The organism is Sphingomonas sp. LY54, assembly GCF_035594035.1.
In the GTDB taxonomy this organism is placed as follows: domain Bacteria; phylum Pseudomonadota; class Alphaproteobacteria; order Sphingomonadales; family Sphingomonadaceae; genus Allosphingosinicella.
On sequence record NZ_CP141588.1, the window covers coordinates 409,404 to 424,855 of the forward strand.

Sequence of the window (15,452 nt, forward strand, 5' to 3'; positions counted from 1 at the left end):
GGGGAGCAACAGATTGCGGGGAGCAGCTAGGAAAAGCTTATAGAATCGCGGCGTTGCCGCGGTCGCGGCGGGCCTTCAGGACCTTCTTCACCACCATGTCGCGCTTCAGGCGCGAGAGATGATCGATGAACAGCACACCGTTCAAATGGTCGACCTCGTGCTGGAGGCAGACCGCCATCAGGCCATCGAATTCGCCCTCGCGCGGCTTGCCGGTCTCGTCGAGCCAGGTGGCGCGGACGGTCGCGGGGCGCTCGACCTCGGCATATTGGTCGGGGATCGAGAGGCAGCCCTCATTGTAGGTCTTCCATTCGTCCGAGCGCTCGACGATCTCGGGATTGATGAAGACGAAGGGGTTGCGCACCGGCTCGCCCCCTTCCTCCTCCGGGTCTTGCAGATCGATGACCAGCAGCCGCCGCGGCACCGCGACCTGGACGGCGGCGAGGCCGATTCCCGGCGCCGCATACATCGTGTCGAACATGTCGCGGACGAGCCGCGTGACGTCGTCGTTGATCGCTTCGACCGGCGCCGATTCGGCGCGCAGGATCGGATCGGGGATTTCGATGATCGGAAGAAGGCTCATGCAGCGCAGCTAGGCAGCGCCCGGGGGAGCGTCAAGGCTTGGCGGCGTCAGGCGACGGGGCGGCGCGCCCGCAGCGCCTGGGCGAGCGTGCCCTCGTCGAGATAGTCGAGCTCGCCGCCGACCGGCAGGCCGTGGGCGAGCTGGGTGATGCGGACGGGAAAGCCCTCGAGCCGCTCGGCGAGGTAATGGGCGGTGGTCTGGCCCTCGAGCGTGGCGTTCATCGCCAGCACCACCTCGTCGATGCCGCCTTCGCCGACGCGCGCGATCAGCCGATCAATCGTCAGATCCTCGGGCCGCACCCCTTCGAGCGCCGAGAGGCGGCCGCCGAGCACATGGAAGCGGCCCGGGAACAGGCGCGAGCGGTCGAGCGCCCACAGGTCCGAGACTTCCTCGACCGCGCACAGAAGCCGCGCGTCGCGCCGGGCATCGGCGCAGATGCTGCACGGATCGGTCGTATCGACATTGCCGCAGACGTGGCAGACGGCGAGCTTCTCGCTGACCTGCTCGAGCGCGCGCAGCAGCGGATTGAGCGCCACTTCGCGCTTCTTGAGGAGATGCAGCACGGCGCGTCGGGCCGAACGCGGGCCGAGACCGGGCAGCCGGGCCAGAGCCTGCGTCAGCGCGTCGATCTCGGGAGATGCCATGACGCAGCCATATGGCGCGCCACTGTGACTTGCCAAGCCGGTTTGACCGGATAGAGCGAAACGATGCGCATCGCCTTCATGGGAACTCCGGACTTCGCCGTACCGACGCTCGACGTGCTGGCCGAGGCCGGGCACAACATCGTCGCCGTCTACTCGCAGCCGCCGCGGCCCGCCGGGCGCGGCAAGGGACTGCGTCCCTCCCCCGTCCAGGAGCTGGCCGAGGCGCTGGGCCTCCCGGTGCGGACGCCGGCGAGCCTGCGCGACACGGACGAGCAGGCGGCGTTCGCTGCGCTCGACCTCGATGTCGCGGTGGTCGCGGCCTATGGGCTGATCCTGCCCGTGCCGATATTGGAGGCGCCGCGCCACGGCTGCCTCAACGTCCACGGCTCGATCCTGCCCCGCTGGCGCGGCGCCGCGCCAGTGCAGCGTGCGATCCTGGCCGGGGACGCGAGGACCGGGATCACCATCATGGGCATGGAAAAGGGCCTCGACACCGGCCCGATCTACGCGGTGCGCGAGACCGAGATCGACCGCAAGACGGCCGGCGACCTGACCGAGGAATTGGCCGAGACCGGCGCCTTCCTGATGAACGAAGTGCTCTCCGACCTCGCCCGCTACACGCCCGAGCCGCAGCCGGAAGACCGCGTCACTTATGCCGCTAAGATCGAGAAGCACGAGGCGCGGCTCGATTTCACCCGAACCGCGGCCGAGGTCGAGCGGCAGGTGCGCGCCTTCAATCCGATGCCCGGCGCGTTCATCGAATTTGGCGGTGAGCGGATCAAGATCCTCGAAACCGAGATCATTCAAGCCATCGAAGCGCCCGGCGTCGTGATCGACGAGCGCCTCACTATCGCCTGCAGCGCCGGGGCGATCGCCCCGACCCGAGTCCAGCGCGCCGGGCGGACCGTTATGACCCCCAAAGAGCTGTTGCGCGGTTTCCCGGTACCGGCTGGCACGCGCCTGGCATGACTCGCTTCCGCCTGACGGTGGAGTTTGATGGCCGCCCGTTCATGGGCTGGCAGCGGCAGGCGCACGGGCCCTCGGTCCAGCAGGCGATCGAGGAAGCCGTCGCGCGGATGACCGGCGAGCAGGCGGTCCTCCACGCGGCCGGACGGACCGACGCAGGCGTGCACGCGCTGGCGATGACCGCCCATGTCGATATCGCCAAGGAGGTGACGCCGTTCCGGCTCTCCGAAGGGCTCAATGCCCTGCTCGCGCCGCAGCCAGTGGCGATCCTCGAAGCCGAGGCTGCGGCCGACGATTTCCACTCGCGCTTCAGCTGCATCGGGCGGCGCTACGTCTACCGGATCGTCAACCGGCGCGCGCCTTTGACTTTCGAGGCGGGTCGCGCATGGCGGGTCGCGGCGGCGCTCGACGCCGCGGCGATGCACGAAGCGGCGCAGCTGCTGGTCGGCCGGCACGATTTCACCACCTTCCGCTCGGCCCATTGCCAGTCGGAAAGCCCGCTGAAGACGCTCGACCGGCTCGACGTCGTGCGCGAGGGCGACCGGATCGACTTCCATGTCGCCGCCCGCTCCTTCCTCCACCACCAGGTGCGCTCGATGGTCGGCTGCCTCCAGCTGGTCGGCCGCGGCAAATGGAGCGCGCGCGACCTCAAGGAGGCGCTGGAGGCGCGCGACCGCGCCGCGCTCGGCCTCAACGCCCCGCCCGACGGCCTCTATTTCGCGGCGGCGCTGTATCCGGACGAGGAACCGAGCCCGAACAGGCGCTGAAGCGAGCGGTCCAGCATCAGCAGCTGCCAGAGCAATCGACCATGATCGGCACGGCCGGCGCGATGGTCGGCGGCAACACGCGCGATCGCCGCCTCGTCGAACCAGCCCGTTTCGGCCAACGCCGAGCCGCGAGCGATGCCGGCGGCTTCGCCGGCGAGCGGACCGCGGAACCAGGCCGAAACCGGAGTTACGAAGCCCATCTTGCGGCGGTGCAGGATCTCGTCGGGCAGATAGCGGGCGAGCGAGCGCTTCATCAGCCATTTGCCCGAGCCGCGGCGCAGGCGCATCCCGGCGGGGACGCGCGCGGCGAACTCGACGAGCCGGTGATCGAGCAGAGGTTCGCGCGCCTCGAGGCCGACGGCCATGCTGGTGCGGTCGACCTTGGTCAGGATGTCGCCGGGCAGCCAGATCTTGAGGTCGGCATATTGGGCGCGCGAGAGCGCATCGCTGGCCGGGGCGTTCTCCATCGCGCGGACATAGCGATCCTCGGCGCGGTGGCCCTGCAGCGCCGAACGGAAGCCCGGCGCGTAGAGGCGCTGGCGCAGCGCGGGCGGCGTCACCCCGACCGCCTCGGCATAGGCCTCGCCGGCCGACTTGCCGAGCGCCTGGAGCGTCGTCTTGGCGCGGAACGGGCGCGGCGCCCAGTCGAGCTTGGGCCAGGCATCGCCGAGGCGACCGAGCGCCCTGCCCGCGCCTTGCGGCAGCAGCCCGCGCAGCCGCTCCTCGGCGGCGAACAGGCGGTAGCGACGGTAGCCGGCAAATGCCTCGTCGGCGCCGTCACCGGAGAGGGCGACCTTGACCTTCTCGCGCGCCAGTTCGGCAACGCGGTAGGTCGCCAGCGCGGAAGCATCGGCGAACGGCTCGTCGAACGCCGCGGCGAGCGTGTCGATCAGCGCGAAATCGTCGGCGGCGACGATGCGCGCGCGATGGCGGGTGGCGAAGCGCTCGGCGACCTGCGCGGCATATTTCGTTTCGTCATGATCGGCCTGGTCGAAGCCGATCGAGCAGGTCTCGACGGCGCTGCGGCTCGCCTCGGCCATGAAGGCGACTACCGCCGAGCTGTCGACGCCGCCCGAGAGGAAGGCGCCGAGCGGGACGTCGGCGACCATGCGCGAACGCACGGCCTCGCGCATATGGTCGGTCAGTTCCTCGGCGAGGATGTCGGCCTTGGCCCCACTCGGCTGCGAGAAATCCAGGTCCCACCAGGACGAAGGCTGCGGCACCCTGCGGCCGCGGCGGACGAGGAGATGGTGGCCGGCGGGGAGCTTGCGAACCCCGACCACGATCGAAATGTCGTCGGGCACGTAGCCGTAAGCGAGAAAATCATCGACCGCCTGCGGGTTGGGGCCGGCGCGCATCAATGGATGGGCGAGCAGGCCCTTCAGCTCGGAGGCGAAGACCAGGGCGCCGTCGGCAAGCTCCGCGTAGAAAAGCGGCTTCACGCCGAGCCGGTCGCGGGCGAGGAACAAGGCGTCCGCGGCGGCATCGTAGAGCGCGAAGGCGAACATGCCGTTGAACCGGGACAGGCAATCCGGACCCCATTCGCGCCAGGCGGCGAGGATCACCTCGGTGTCGCTGTCGGTCCGAAAGACGTGGCCCTTGGCCTCGAGCTCGGCGCGGACCTCGCGGAAATTGTAGATTTCGCCATTATAGGTGACGGCGACGCGGTCGTCGGGCGTCGCCATCGGCTGGGCGCCGCCGGCAAGGTCGATGATCGAGAGGCGGCGATGGCCGAGGCCGACGCCGGGCGCGGTCCAGACGCCGCTGCCGTCGGGCCCGCGATGGGCGAGGACGTCGCTCATCGCGCGGACGCGGGCCGGATCGACCGGCTTGGGAACGTCGGGATGGAAGATGCCCGCGATTCCGCACATGGCTCAGGCCCCCGCAGCGCGGTCGGCGACCGGCGCGATCGGACCGAGATCGTGGAGGAAGGCATCGATGGCGGGGCGGGCGTCGGGCTCAGGGGCAGAGACGAGCAATGCCACCGCCCGCTGGGGCCCACCCAGCAGGCGCGTCTTCATCGTTTCAAGCTTCACGCGGTACTCGCTCCCCGTCACCAGATCGCCGACCCGATAGAAGGTCGCGACCTCGCGTACAGTCCCGCCCGAGCCGATCCGTTCGGAACGTCCGTCGGACGGAGGCGGCGTAGCGGCGATCCGGGTCCATTCGCCTTCGGGGCCGACCGCGCCCTGGCCGAAGCCGACCATCTCCCTGCCCTCGCCCTGACGCGCGAACACGGCGATGGCCAGATCGACCTCCCGGCCCATCGCGTCGCGATAGCGGCCGATGCGGATCCGGTCAGCGCCGGCGAAATGGGGCTGCCAGTCGAGATCGCCGGCGACGCGCTGCCAGCCCGGAACCGACGGCAAGGCGATGTCGCTTGGTGCGTGGCTCCCCGCGGCCACGGCGGCCGACCAGAGCGGCGGCACCGCGGCGATGGCGAGTGCGGCGGCGGCGATCTGGACGGCGCGCTGCGGCTTGCCGGGGACGGAGCGAAGCGCCTCCGGATCGAACCAGGGGTCGCCCGGCGCGCGATCGAAGAAGCGCCAGCCGACGCCCAGCGTCAGCGCGATCACGATCGCGAAGAATATCCAGCCGTAGATCACGTGATCGACCCCGGCGGCGAAGTCGGAATCGGTGACGTGGGCGATGTAGATCGTGCCCCAGGCACGCACGCCGTTGGCGAGGATCGGGATCGCCACGGCGGCGAGCATGAAGAGCGCCCGTCGTTTCCACGAGCGGAAGCAGAGATTGGCGACCAGCGCGCCGAGCGCGACCATTGCGACGAGGAACTTCACCCCGGCGCAGGCCTCGGCGACGCGGAACAGGCCCGAGGGGATCGTGATGAAGATGCCCTCGAGATGGGCGGGGATGCCCGACAGGCGCAGCAGCGCCATGCAGAGCTCGGCGGTGACGGTCTGCATCAGCGGCACGATCTCGTCGCCCGCCGGCACCAGGAACAAAGCGTAGAAGAGCGGGAAAGCGAGGCCGCGCGCGACCGATTTGCCGAGGCAGGCAATTACCGTCGCCTGCAGCATCAGCACGAGCCCGAGATGACGGGCCAGCGCCACGCCCCCCGCCTCGCCCAGCAGCCAGAGTAAGGCGCCGGCCGCGACAAGGACCAGGCCGGGCGCCCAGGCGGCGGGCGCGAGCCGGTCGAGCGCGGGCCGGCGCTGCCACACCAGCCAGGCGATGATCGGCAGGATCAGGGCGCAATGATTGTAGGTCGAGCTGTTGAGCCAGATCCGGACCATGTCGGCCGCGTCGCGATGGAAGACGACGAGGATGCCCGCCGCCGCGCCGGCGAGCGCGAGCAAATGCGGGCGCCAGGCCGGGTCGGCGCGGCCGGCCGCCCGGACGATGGCGGCCTGAGCGGTCATTCCGCCGCCTGCCGCTCGGGCCCGCGTAACAGTTCGGTGAGCGGCGCGAGCCGGGCCTCCCAGCGATAGGCGAATTCCATCCGGCGGCGCGCGGCGGCGCCCATCTCCGCGCGGCGATCGGGACCGGCGAGCAAAGCCGTGACGGCTTCGACCGGGTCGTCGGCGACCAGCAGATCGCGGCCGGGCAATGCCTCGATCCCTTCGAAGGCCGGCTGCGAGGCCACCACCGGCCGCCCCATCGCCATCGCCTCCAGCACCTTGTTTTGGATCCCGCGGGCGACGCGCAGCGGTGCCACCACGACGTCGGCGGCGGCGAGCCAGCTGCGCACGTCGGCGACCGATCCGGTGACGGTCACACCGTCGCGGCTTGCGAGCTCCCGGACGGCGGAAGCCGGGTTGCGGCCGACGATCGCGAAGCGCGCGTCGGGCCGGACAGCGCGGATGCGCGGAAGAGCCGTCGCGGCGAAATGGGCCACCGCCTCGACATTGGGACGGTAATCCATCTGGCCGGTGAAGACGATCAGCGGGCCTGGCGTCGGTTCCAGCCGCGCGAAATTGGCGGCGGGGTCGTAGAAAGTCAGGTCGATGCCGTTGCCGACGGCGCGGATCTCGACCTGTTCGAGCGCTGCCTTGTCGCGGAACAGGGCCGCCTCGGCTTCGCTGACGAACAGGCTGGCGTCGGCGCGCCCGGCGGTGGCGCGCTCGAACGCGAACAGGCGCTCGGCCTCGCGCCGGAACAGCCAGGCCTTGGCGCCCCCGGTGCGGGCATAATCGGCGAACTTGGCCGAATCCATGTCGACGAAGTCCATCACGAAGCGCGGGCCCGCAGGCACGAACTGCGCCATCTGGCTGGAGAAGGCGAACACGGTGCCGATCGGCTCGCGCGCCATGATGTCGCTGACGAAGCGGCGCAGGCGCCGACTGTCGAACAGCGTCAACGACACCGGCGCGCCGGTGACGAGCGCGCGCAGGCCCGCGCCCAGCTTGTTGGCCCGCCGCACCTCGACATGGGCCGAGCCCAGGCGCCCGCCGAGCGCCGCCCGCAGCGCGCCGAGATGGGCCGCGTCGGCCTCGTCGTCGGCAAAGCAGGCGAGATGCACGCGGCCGAGCCCGGCCAGATGGCGCAGCATGTGCCACGAGCGCATCTTGTCGCCGCGGTCGGGCGGAAACGGGATGCGGTGGGCGAGGAAGAGGATGTCGTCCATCAGCCGAGCCCGCGCGAGACGACCGGGCCGAGCCGGTTGGCCAGCCACAGAGGCAGACGCTTCCAGATCGCGACCTGCAGCCGGTAGCGCCGATCGAGCGGGTTGATCTCGCGCGGCGCGGCGCCGTCGGCCGTGCGGCTGGCATAGACCAAAGGCCGCGGCTCGAACCCCCAATTCTTCTTGTACGCATAAGCGCCGGTGCCGAGTTTCGAACGGCCCATGTCGAACCGCGCGCAGCCGCGGCGGCGGGCATGGCACATGGCCTCGTAATAAAGGAGATCGTTGGCGCGGGCCTCGCGCGCCTCCCACGTGCCGCCGCCCCAATAGGGAAAAGCGGTGCCGCGGAAATAGAGGCTGAGGACGCTCGCCAGCGGGCGGCCGTCGCGGCTCACCGTGACGATATCGGCGTCCTCGCCGAACCTCTCGAGCGCCGCCGCGAAAAGGCTGCGCGGGAAGACCGGCGTGCCGAGATTGCGGACGCTCTCGCTATAGACGCGGTAATGGGCGTCGAGATCGGAGGCGCCGCGGCCGATCGAGACCGTGAGGCCGTGGCCCTGTGCGCGGCGCACCTCGGCCCGCTCCTTGCGCCGGATCGAGAGGAGGATTCCCTCGTCGCTGTCCGGAAGGTCGCGCGAGAAAGCGGCATAGACGCCCTCCTGCCGTGTCCACCCCTCGGGCAGCCGGCCGCCGCGAAGCTCGAGCGTAGGACAGCCAAGCTTGACGGCCAGAGCCCAGGCGGCATCGGCCAGCGCGTCGGACGCTGCCGCGCCGTCGGCGAGGATGCCGCCGCCGACCCCGAAGCCGGTCGAGACCAAGGCGGAGCCGAACAAGGGCGATCGTATTTCGGTCAGCGGCAACACGCCCTCGACCGCCTGCTCCCCGGCGACGAGATAATGGCTGGGCTGGCGGCAGCCGCGTGCGACCGCTTCGCTCCACTGCGGCAGGTGGAAGGGCTGCGCATCGGGCTGGGCCCGCACATAGGCTTCAACCGGCCGCCGCTCGTCGGGGCAGTCGAGGTCGGCGTGACGAACGGCGACGCCGGCGACGGGGGTGAAGGCGTTCACGCCAGCCTCGCTTGCTCGTTCGCGACCACATGATCGGTACGACCCCAGCGGTGTCCACGCAGCAATTTCAGGAGCTTGGACTCCATAGCGGAGAGACGGCTGTAATGGCGCAGTTTCGATCGCAGCGGCGCGTTAGCGACGCGGGGCTGGCCGGGATCGATCTCCCAAGGATGGAAATAGAAGACTGCGGGTCTCTGCTCGGCGCGGTTGACGCGGGCGATCGCCCAGTCCGAGAAACGATAAGGCAGCAAGCGGAAGAAACCGCCGCCGCCGGCAGCGAAGCGGCGCCCGGCCCATTCGACGGTGGTGACCGGAAGCTCGACCAGAGGCGCGTCGGCGATCGGGCGATGGGCGAAGCGCGGCGCCTCGGGCCAGCCATAATGGTCGTGGCGGACCGGGGCGACGCTGGAGGAATAGACATAGCCCTCCTCCGCCAGCACGCGGTGCGCCCAGGGGGTCCTCTTGTCGATCGAGAAGCTCGGCGCGCGATAGCCGACCGGCGAATGACCGCAGGCGTCCTCGATCGCGATGCGGGCGCGCTCCAGATCGGCGCGGAAGCGCGCCGGATCGAGCGTGAAGACGCGCTTATGGTCCCAGCCGTGGCTGGCGATCTCGTGCCCTGCCTCGGCGGCGCGGCGAATCAGCGCGGGAAAGCGTTCGGCGACCCAACCCAAAGTGAAGAAGGTCGCCTTGACCCCGGCGCGGTCGAACAGGTCGAGCACGGCGGCGCCGTTGCGCTCGACGCGCGATTCGAGGCCGTCCCAGTCGCTGCGGTCGATTACCGTTTCGAACGCGCCGACCTGGAACCAATCCTCGACATCGACGGAGAGCGCATTGAGCATCGGCAGCGCCTCAGGCGGCGTGGTGGCGATAGCTCGGCGCCTCGTCATTCTCGACCCAGTCGACCAGCAGCGTGAGGACGCGGCGGACCGCGGCTTCCTGCTCCTCGAGCCGGGCCTCAAGCGCGGCGACGCGCCGCTCGAGCGCGAAGTCACGCGGAGGATCGGCCATGGGCATGGTTTGAGGTGACGACGGTTCGGCCACCGGGGCGGCAGGCGCCGACACAGTGGCGCGCAGCGGCAGGACCGGCTCCGCGCGGACCGTGGCATCGGCGCCCATGTCGGCGGCGACGGCATCCACCGCATCTGCGTCGATCGTGGCCGTTTGCTCGACCGAGGCGAACAGCATCAGCCGCGTCGCGATCTGGTTTACGCGGCGCGGGATGCCGCCGGTGTGGCGATAGATGGCCGGAAAGGCGCTCGCGCCGAAGGCCGGACGGCCCTGCCAGCCGGCAATGCCGAGGCGGTGCAGGATATAGGCCTCGATCTCCTCCTCATCCATCGGCTCGAGATGGTGGGTGGCGATCACCCGCTGGCGGAGCTGCTCAAGCCCCTCGGAGGCGGCGAGGTCGTCGCGGAACTCGGGCTGGCCGAGCAGGAAGATCTGTAGAAGCGCGCGGCCGCCGATTTGATAATTGGACAGCATGCGCAATTCTTCGAGCGCCGAATGGCCGAGATTCTGCGCCTCGTCGACGATCAGCAGGGTGCGCCGGCCGCTGCGCGCCTGCTCCTCCAAATGCTGCTCGACCCTCTCCAGCAGCCCGGCCTTGGCGACGCCCTCGGTGGCGATGCCGAGTTTCTGCGCGGCGAGGCGCAGCATGTCGTCGCCCTGGACCTGGGTGGAGACGATATTGACGGCGTTGAGGCGGGCGCGGTCGATCGTCGCCATCAGGTGCGCGACCAAGGTCGACTTGCCCGCCCCGACCTCGCCGGTGATGACGATGAACCCCTCGCCCTGCGCCAGGCCGTAGCCGAGATAGGCCATCGCCTTCTTGTGGGTGCGGCTGTCGAAATAGAAGCGCGCATCCGGCGTAAGCTGGAAGGGCCGTTCGGTCAGTCCGAAGTCATTCATGTCCGTACGCCCCTTCAGAAGGTGTAGCGAAGCCCGACCAGTGCCGAGGCGCTGGTGCTGTCGAACTGGCCGCTGTCGGTCGTGTAGAGGCCGATCGCGGCAAAGCCCGTCAGCCTGTCATAGAACAGGCTTTGATAGTAGCTTGCGCTCGCGCCGGCACCGAAGCTGGTGTCCGACAGGGGGACGCCGCTGTCGAACCAGCTGGCATAAGCGTCGAACGACAGGCCCGAGCTGCGGCTGAGCTGGCGTGACAGATTGCCGTTGAGCGTGAAGCTCTCGTCGGTGCGGCCGTCCATCGTGAAGATGCCGCCGCCGAATTCGGGCGCCAGATACTTGCGGTGGGCATAGCCGCCGCCGAAACCGAACGACCATGGGCCGCGGGCGCCGGAGAAGAGCAGGGTCGCGCCGCGGTTGCGGAACTGGTTGCTGTCGATCGACTGGAAGGCGTCGTCGAAGCAGACGCCCTGCCCGCCCTCGGTGCCGAACACGCAGCCGCCCATCCCGCCGATGCCGGTCGAGAGCGGGTTGCGATTGGCCTTGAAGTCGAGCGGCAGGCCCTGGAGGTCGGTGACGACGAGCCGGCCGAAGCTGGAAATGCCGTCATAGACGAAGGCCTGGACGCCATAGGCCGAATTGAATTCGTGGCGCAGCGAACCCGTGTAGGTCATGTCGCCGTAGCGGCGGCCGGCGCGCGCCTGCAATTCGGTGCGGCGGCTCGGGCGGTAGATGAAGCCGACGTCCCAGATCAGCCCGTCTTCGTCGAAGGCGACGAGGCGCGGGCGCGAGGGATCGCCGATCAGGCGGCCGCCCGGGGTTAGCACGGGCACGCCATTGGCATCGCGCAGCAGGTCGTCCTGGTCGATCCTGATGTCCTCGTAGCCGACGCCGCCGGTGACGGCGAAGGTGGGCGAGACCGGTACGACGATGTCGGCGCGGATATATTTGCCTTCGTAATTCTGGTCGAGACGCTCGACGTCCTCGCGGACATAGCCGCCGCCGACCGTCCAGCCGAACGGCAGACGGCCGGGCGCCATGCCGACGCTGGCCGACGCGCTGTGGCTGGTCGAGCTGTCGTAGCGGTCGCGGACCGCCTGGCCCGGCGTCGTCGGCAGGCCGGCGAGACTGTGATCGTCGACATTGACGTAAGCGAGGCGGTAGCTCGCGCCGACATCGATATCGCCGATCTTCTTCGACACGGTCGGGCCGGCATAGACGCTGTAGACCTCGGCGATATTGCGGTCGTCGGCGGTCGAGAAACCGAAGGCCGGACCGCGGCCGTCGGCGCGGGCGCGGGCGGCCAGAGCGCCGGCATCGAGGCTGACGCCCGGCGCGACCTGGAGCCGGGCCTGGGCGACGCCGCTATGGACGTCCTCGTCGACGATGTCGTTGCCCCAGTCGATCCGGCGCTCGTAGCGATAGCTGATCGCCGCCTCGACCCGGCGGGTGGAGACCCTCCCGTCGATGCCGGCGGCCACCGTCGAATAGGTCAGGGTGTCGCCGCCGTCGTTGAGATCGGCGGTGACGACCTGCTGGACCTCCAGATAGGGCGCGATGTCGGTCCGGGCGGGCGCGGCGATGGCGGTTGCGGCGACCGCTGCTGCCAGGGCCGAAAGGCCGAAGGCGCCGGCGGCGATGCGCTTGCGTGCGATGAACTCGATCATTGGCCTATCCCATAATAGCTGCCGAAGCGGCGACCGGTGGCGGCAAAGCCCGCCCCGTTGAGCATGAGGCTCAGATGGTCGCAGCCGGAAAGGAGAGCGACCGCTTCCCTGAGGTCGGCTTCCCTGGTCTGGTCCGCCCGCACCACCAGCATCACCTGGCCGACATGGGTCGCAAGCACGGAGGCGGGCGAAGCCATGAGGGCGGGCGGCGAATCGAAGATGACGACGCGCTGGGGGTGCGTGACCGTAAGGCCGGCGAGCACTTGCCGGGTACGCGAGGATGCGAGCAATTCGGTGACGTCGTTGGCGCGGCGCCCGGCGGGCAGCACGGACAGACCATCGATGTCGGTGCGGATGACGAAGCTTTCCGGATCCACCGACGGATCGGCGAGCGCATCGGTGAGGCCCGGGCCGTCGTCGAGGCCGAGGATCGACAATATCTCCGGCTTCACGACGTCGCCGTCGACCAGCAAAACCTCGGTGTCATGCTCGGCGGCGAGCGAGAGAGCGAGGTTCAGCGCGCAGAAGGTCTTGCCCTCGTTCGGCGAGGCCGAGCAGACGAGGATCGACTGGCGCTTGTCGGCGGCGATCCCGGTCGCGCCCGAGACGCCGAGCAGCAACGGACGCTTGAGGATACGGAATTCCTCGGCGAGCGCGGTCGCGAGCGCGTCGGGGCGGATGAAACCGGCCTCCTCCAGCGCCGTCAGGTCGACGCGGCCGAGGCGGCCCTTGAACGGATCGGCCGAGCGCGGCGCGGGCTGCGGCTTCGTCTGCGGCAGGGGCTGGGCTTGCAGCTCCGGCGCCGGCGCCGGCGCGACGACCGGCGCTTCCGACTCGGGGAATTGGATCGGTTCGGAGACGCGCAGGCCCGACCCGAAATCGTAGATTTCGGCGGCGCGCTCGATCAGGGATTGGCGGCTCTGGTCCATGTTCGTCCTCTCAAGCCACCGTGCTGCGCTGCCAGAATTCGACGAGCATCAGCAAAGCGTAGCCGCCGGCCAATGCACCCCCTGCCCCGGCGAACCATTTCAGCCGCTGGCGCTGCAGCGCGCGCTTCTCGGCGGTGAATATCTCGCTCACCGAACCCAGCACCGGCAGGCCGGTGACCTGCGCGAGGCGCGCCTGGGTCGGAAAAGTCATCTGCAGCTGGCCCGCGACGAATGCGGCGCCTGCGCCGGCGCCAAGCGCGACGACCAGGATCAGCGACAGGAAGATCGGGCGATTGGGCGCGGCCGGCACTTGCGGGCGCGACGGCGGCTCGATCACGCGGAAGTTGATCGCGTCGGTCTTGCTGGCGACGTCGCCGCGCAACCGGACCTGCTCGCGATCCTGCAGCAATTTGTCATATTCGCGCTTCAGGACTTCATAGTCGCGGCTGAGGCGGGCCTGCTCCGAGACCAGGCCGGGCTCGGTGCTGGCAGCGGTGAGCTGGGTCATCGCCTGCTGGATCTGGTTCTTGCGCGCGGTCGCGGCGGCGACCTGCGCCTCCTTCTCGGCGGTCATTGCGCGCAGCGAGACATAGGCCGGATTGGGCGTTCCGCCGGCGACGCCGCCGCCGCTGCGGCGCTCGGCCGCGGCCTGCGGGCGCAGCCGCGCGATCTCGGCGCGGGTGGCGACCACGTCGGGGTGGCGATCGGTCCAGCCGCGCGCCTGGGCGGTGCTGAGCTGGCCTTCGAGCGCTGCGATCTGGTTCGAGGCGAAGCCGCCCCCGCCGCCGACGCCGGGCGTGGAAATCGCCGCGGGAATCCCGGCCATCTGGCTGCGCAAAGAGGTGAGCGAGCTCTGCGCGGTCATCAGCTCGCGCTCGATATTGGAAAGCTCCAGCCTCGCCGAGGAGACGCGCTGCTCGATCGTGCCGTCGCCCGGGAGCAGGCCCATATATTGGGCGTCGAACTCGGCGCGGCGCTGCTCGGCCTGCTGGAGCTGCGTCTCGCGGCGCTTCAGCTCCTCGTCGAGGAAGGCGAGGCTCTGGCCGATCTCGGTGCGGTTGCCGGCGAGATTCTCCTCGTTGAACAGATCGAGGAGGTTCTGCACGACCGCGCTGGCGGTGCGGGCATTCTCGCCGTTGGAGAAGCTGCCGATGCCCGAGCTGGCGCTGATCTCGATCACGCTGGCATTGTCGATTTGGGCGGTGATTTTGATGCTCTGGCGGAGAGCGGTGACCTGAGCGGCAAGATCGCGGTCGCTCGCCACGAGCTGGTTGAGATCGGTGGCGCGGACGACCTTCTGCAGATTCTCGGTCGAGGTCAGCATCTGCTTGATGCGCAGCAGGTCGTTCTGGCGGTCGACCTGGGTGATGCCCATCTTCTCCGGCAGGATCGTCTGCATCTGGGCGAAGACCTTGGCCTTCGATTCATAGCTGTTCGGGATCAGAGCCAGGACCAGCCAGCCGAGCAGGCACACGCCCCACGCCACGGCGAGCGCGAGCCAGCGACGGCGCCACACCTGGTGCAGGGCGATGCGGAACTGCTCGTAAAGTCCGTCCAAGGTGCTGGTCCCCTTTTCAGGCCGCCGGGTGGCTGCTCAGAACATGCTTTCGGGAATGATGATGACGTCGCCCGGCTCGAGCTTGACGTTGGCGCTGGTGTCGCCGCGCTTGATCAGGCGCGAGATCTTGAGGTCATATTCCTTCTGGCGGCCGGTCGCGCGGTCCTGGCGGACGAGCCGCGCCTTGTCGCCGGCGGCGAATTCGGAAAGGCCGCCGACCTCGATCATCGCGTCGAGCAGGGTCATGTTGGCGCGGAACGGCAAAGAGGCCGGCTTCTCGGTCGCGCCGACGATGCGGATCTGCTGCGAGAAGGTGCCCTGGAACTTGTCGACCATCACCGAGACGAGCGGTTCCTCGATATATTGGTTGAGGACGCCCTTGATGTCGTCGGCGAGCTGGGAAGGCGTCTTGCCGACCGCCGTCATGTCGCTGATCAGCGGCGTCGTGATGCGGCCGTCGGGACGGACCTGCACCTTGGCGCCAAGCTCGGGATTGCGCCACACGAAGATGGTGAGCTCGTCGAGCGCACCGATGATATATTCCTCGCTGACGTCCTGATCGTTGCCGACGAACGAGGCGGCCGGAAGGCGATTGCCAGTGGGGCTACCGCCCGAGGCACAGCCGGTGAGCGCGAGCGCGACGGCGCCGAGCGCGAGGGCTGTTCTGGACTGTGCAACGACACGCATGGGCCGATCCTCTTGGCAGGCGATAAGGGCCTGCGCCGGCCGCCCGAACGGGGACGAAACAGGCGCAGCTTGCGCACTGCTATCGCTGCAAGAGGTAAAA

General features: G+C 69.4%; 14 protein-coding genes. 2 read left to right on the forward strand and 12 right to left on the reverse strand.

Annotated elements, in window-relative coordinates:
- Nucleotides 1–37: 37 nt before the first annotated feature.
- Together def and recR are read right to left on the reverse strand one after the other, a co-directional pair.
- Complete coding sequence (gene def / locus SH591_RS02075; protein WP_324750307.1) at nt 38–580, reverse strand: peptide deformylase; 543 nt, start codon at nt 578–580, stop codon at nt 38–40.
- 47 nt (nt 581–627) lie between these two features.
- On the reverse strand, nt 628–1,224 hold the full coding sequence (recR, locus tag SH591_RS02080) for a recombination mediator RecR (RefSeq protein WP_324750308.1): 597 nt from the start codon (nt 1,222–1,224) through the stop codon (nt 628–630).
- Between the two features lie 63 nt (nt 1,225–1,287).
- Between recR and fmt the strand changes: the two genes are divergently transcribed.
- The gene (fmt, locus tag SH591_RS02085; RefSeq protein ID WP_324750309.1) at nt 1,288–2,193 is read left to right on the forward strand and encodes a methionyl-tRNA formyltransferase; all 906 of its coding nucleotides are present in this window, start codon (nt 1,288–1,290) and stop codon (nt 2,191–2,193) included.
- Nucleotides 2,190–2,957, forward strand: coding sequence for a tRNA pseudouridine(38-40) synthase TruA (truA, locus tag SH591_RS02090; RefSeq protein WP_324750310.1), 768 nt, complete (start codon nt 2,190–2,192; stop codon nt 2,955–2,957). Before fmt ends, truA begins: the two co-directional genes overlap by 4 nt.
- Here truA and SH591_RS02095 read toward each other — a convergent pair.
- From SH591_RS02095 to SH591_RS02140, 10 genes are read right to left on the reverse strand one after another with little or no spacing between them, the layout of a single operon-like run.
- On the reverse strand, nt 2,903–4,828 hold the full coding sequence (locus SH591_RS02095; protein WP_324750311.1) for an XrtA/PEP-CTERM system amidotransferase: 1,926 nt from the start codon (nt 4,826–4,828) through the stop codon (nt 2,903–2,905). The two genes, truA and SH591_RS02095, sit on opposite strands and share 55 nt — an antisense overlap.
- Before the next feature lie 3 nt (nt 4,829–4,831).
- Nucleotides 4,832–6,337 (reverse strand): exosortase A, encoded by a 1,506-nt coding sequence (gene xrtA, locus SH591_RS02100; protein ID WP_324750312.1) that lies wholly within the window; start codon nt 6,335–6,337, stop codon nt 4,832–4,834.
- Nucleotides 6,334–7,542, reverse strand: coding sequence for a TIGR03087 family PEP-CTERM/XrtA system glycosyltransferase (locus SH591_RS02105; RefSeq protein WP_416385203.1), 1,209 nt, complete (start codon nt 7,540–7,542; stop codon nt 6,334–6,336). Before SH591_RS02105 ends, xrtA begins: the two co-directional genes overlap by 4 nt.
- Nucleotides 7,542–8,606, reverse strand: a complete 1,065-nt coding sequence (locus SH591_RS02110; protein WP_324750313.1) for a FemAB family XrtA/PEP-CTERM system-associated protein — start codon at nt 8,604–8,606, stop codon at nt 7,542–7,544. Before SH591_RS02110 ends, SH591_RS02105 begins: the two co-directional genes overlap by 1 nt.
- Complete coding sequence (locus tag SH591_RS02115; protein WP_324751315.1) at nt 8,603–9,448, reverse strand: XrtA system polysaccharide deacetylase; 846 nt, start codon at nt 9,446–9,448, stop codon at nt 8,603–8,605. The genes SH591_RS02110 and SH591_RS02115 overlap by 4 nt, the downstream gene beginning before the upstream one ends.
- Nucleotides 9,449–9,458: 10 nt before the next feature.
- Nucleotides 9,459–10,517 carry an XrtA/PEP-CTERM system-associated ATPase gene (locus SH591_RS02120; protein ID WP_324750314.1) on the reverse strand — a complete coding sequence of 353 codons (1,059 nt, stop codon included), beginning with the start codon at nt 10,515–10,517 and terminating at the stop codon, nt 9,459–9,461.
- A 14-nt stretch (nt 10,518–10,531) separates the two neighbouring features.
- Nucleotides 10,532–12,178, reverse strand: coding sequence for a hypothetical protein (locus SH591_RS02125; RefSeq protein WP_324750315.1), 1,647 nt, complete (start codon nt 12,176–12,178; stop codon nt 10,532–10,534).
- Nucleotides 12,175–13,107 carry a P-loop NTPase family protein gene (locus SH591_RS02130; protein WP_324750316.1) on the reverse strand — a complete coding sequence of 311 codons (933 nt, stop codon included), beginning with the start codon at nt 13,105–13,107 and terminating at the stop codon, nt 12,175–12,177. The genes SH591_RS02125 and SH591_RS02130 overlap by 4 nt, the downstream gene beginning before the upstream one ends.
- Nucleotides 13,108–13,117: 10 nt before the next feature.
- Complete coding sequence (locus SH591_RS02135) at nt 13,118–14,665, reverse strand: XrtA system polysaccharide chain length determinant (protein WP_324750317.1); 1,548 nt, start codon at nt 14,663–14,665, stop codon at nt 13,118–13,120.
- Nucleotides 14,666–14,701: 36 nt separating this feature from the next.
- Entirely contained in the window at nt 14,702–15,352 is a 651-nt protein-coding gene (locus SH591_RS02140; protein ID WP_324750318.1) for an XrtA/PEP-CTERM system exopolysaccharide export protein, read from the reverse strand.
- Between the last annotated feature and the right edge of the window lie 100 nt (nt 15,353–15,452).

Coding starts and splice junctions, on each gene's coding strand:
- fmt (WP_324750309.1), top strand. CDS start 1,288: ATGCGCATCGCCTTCATGGGAACTCCGGACTTCGCCGTACCGACGCTC.
- SH591_RS02105 (WP_416385203.1), bottom strand. CDS start 7,542: ATGGACGACATCCTCTTCCTCGCCCACCGCATCCCGTTTCCGCCCGAC.
- SH591_RS02125 (WP_324750315.1), bottom strand. CDS start 12,178: ATGATCGAGTTCATCGCACGCAAGCGCATCGCCGCCGGCGCCTTCGGC.
- SH591_RS02095 (WP_324750311.1), bottom strand. CDS start 4,828: ATGTGCGGAATCGCGGGCATCTTCCATCCCGACGTTCCCAAGCCGGTC.
- SH591_RS02115 (WP_324751315.1), bottom strand. CDS start 9,448: ATGCTCAATGCGCTCTCCGTCGATGTCGAGGATTGGTTCCAGGTCGGC.
- recR (WP_324750308.1), bottom strand. CDS start 1,224: ATGGCATCTCCCGAGATCGACGCGCTGACGCAGGCTCTGGCCCGGCTG.
- def (WP_324750307.1), bottom strand. CDS start 580: ATGAGCCTTCTTCCGATCATCGAAATCCCCGATCCGATCCTGCGCGCC.
- SH591_RS02120 (WP_324750314.1), bottom strand. CDS start 10,517: ATGAATGACTTCGGACTGACCGAACGGCCCTTCCAGCTTACGCCGGAT.
- SH591_RS02140 (WP_324750318.1), bottom strand. CDS start 15,352: ATGCGTGTCGTTGCACAGTCCAGAACAGCCCTCGCGCTCGGCGCCGTC.
- xrtA (WP_324750312.1), bottom strand. CDS start 6,337: ATGACCGCTCAGGCCGCCATCGTCCGGGCGGCCGGCCGCGCCGACCCG.
- SH591_RS02130 (WP_324750316.1), bottom strand. CDS start 13,107: ATGGACCAGAGCCGCCAATCCCTGATCGAGCGCGCCGCCGAAATCTAC.
- truA (WP_324750310.1), top strand. CDS start 2,190: ATGACTCGCTTCCGCCTGACGGTGGAGTTTGATGGCCGCCCGTTCATG.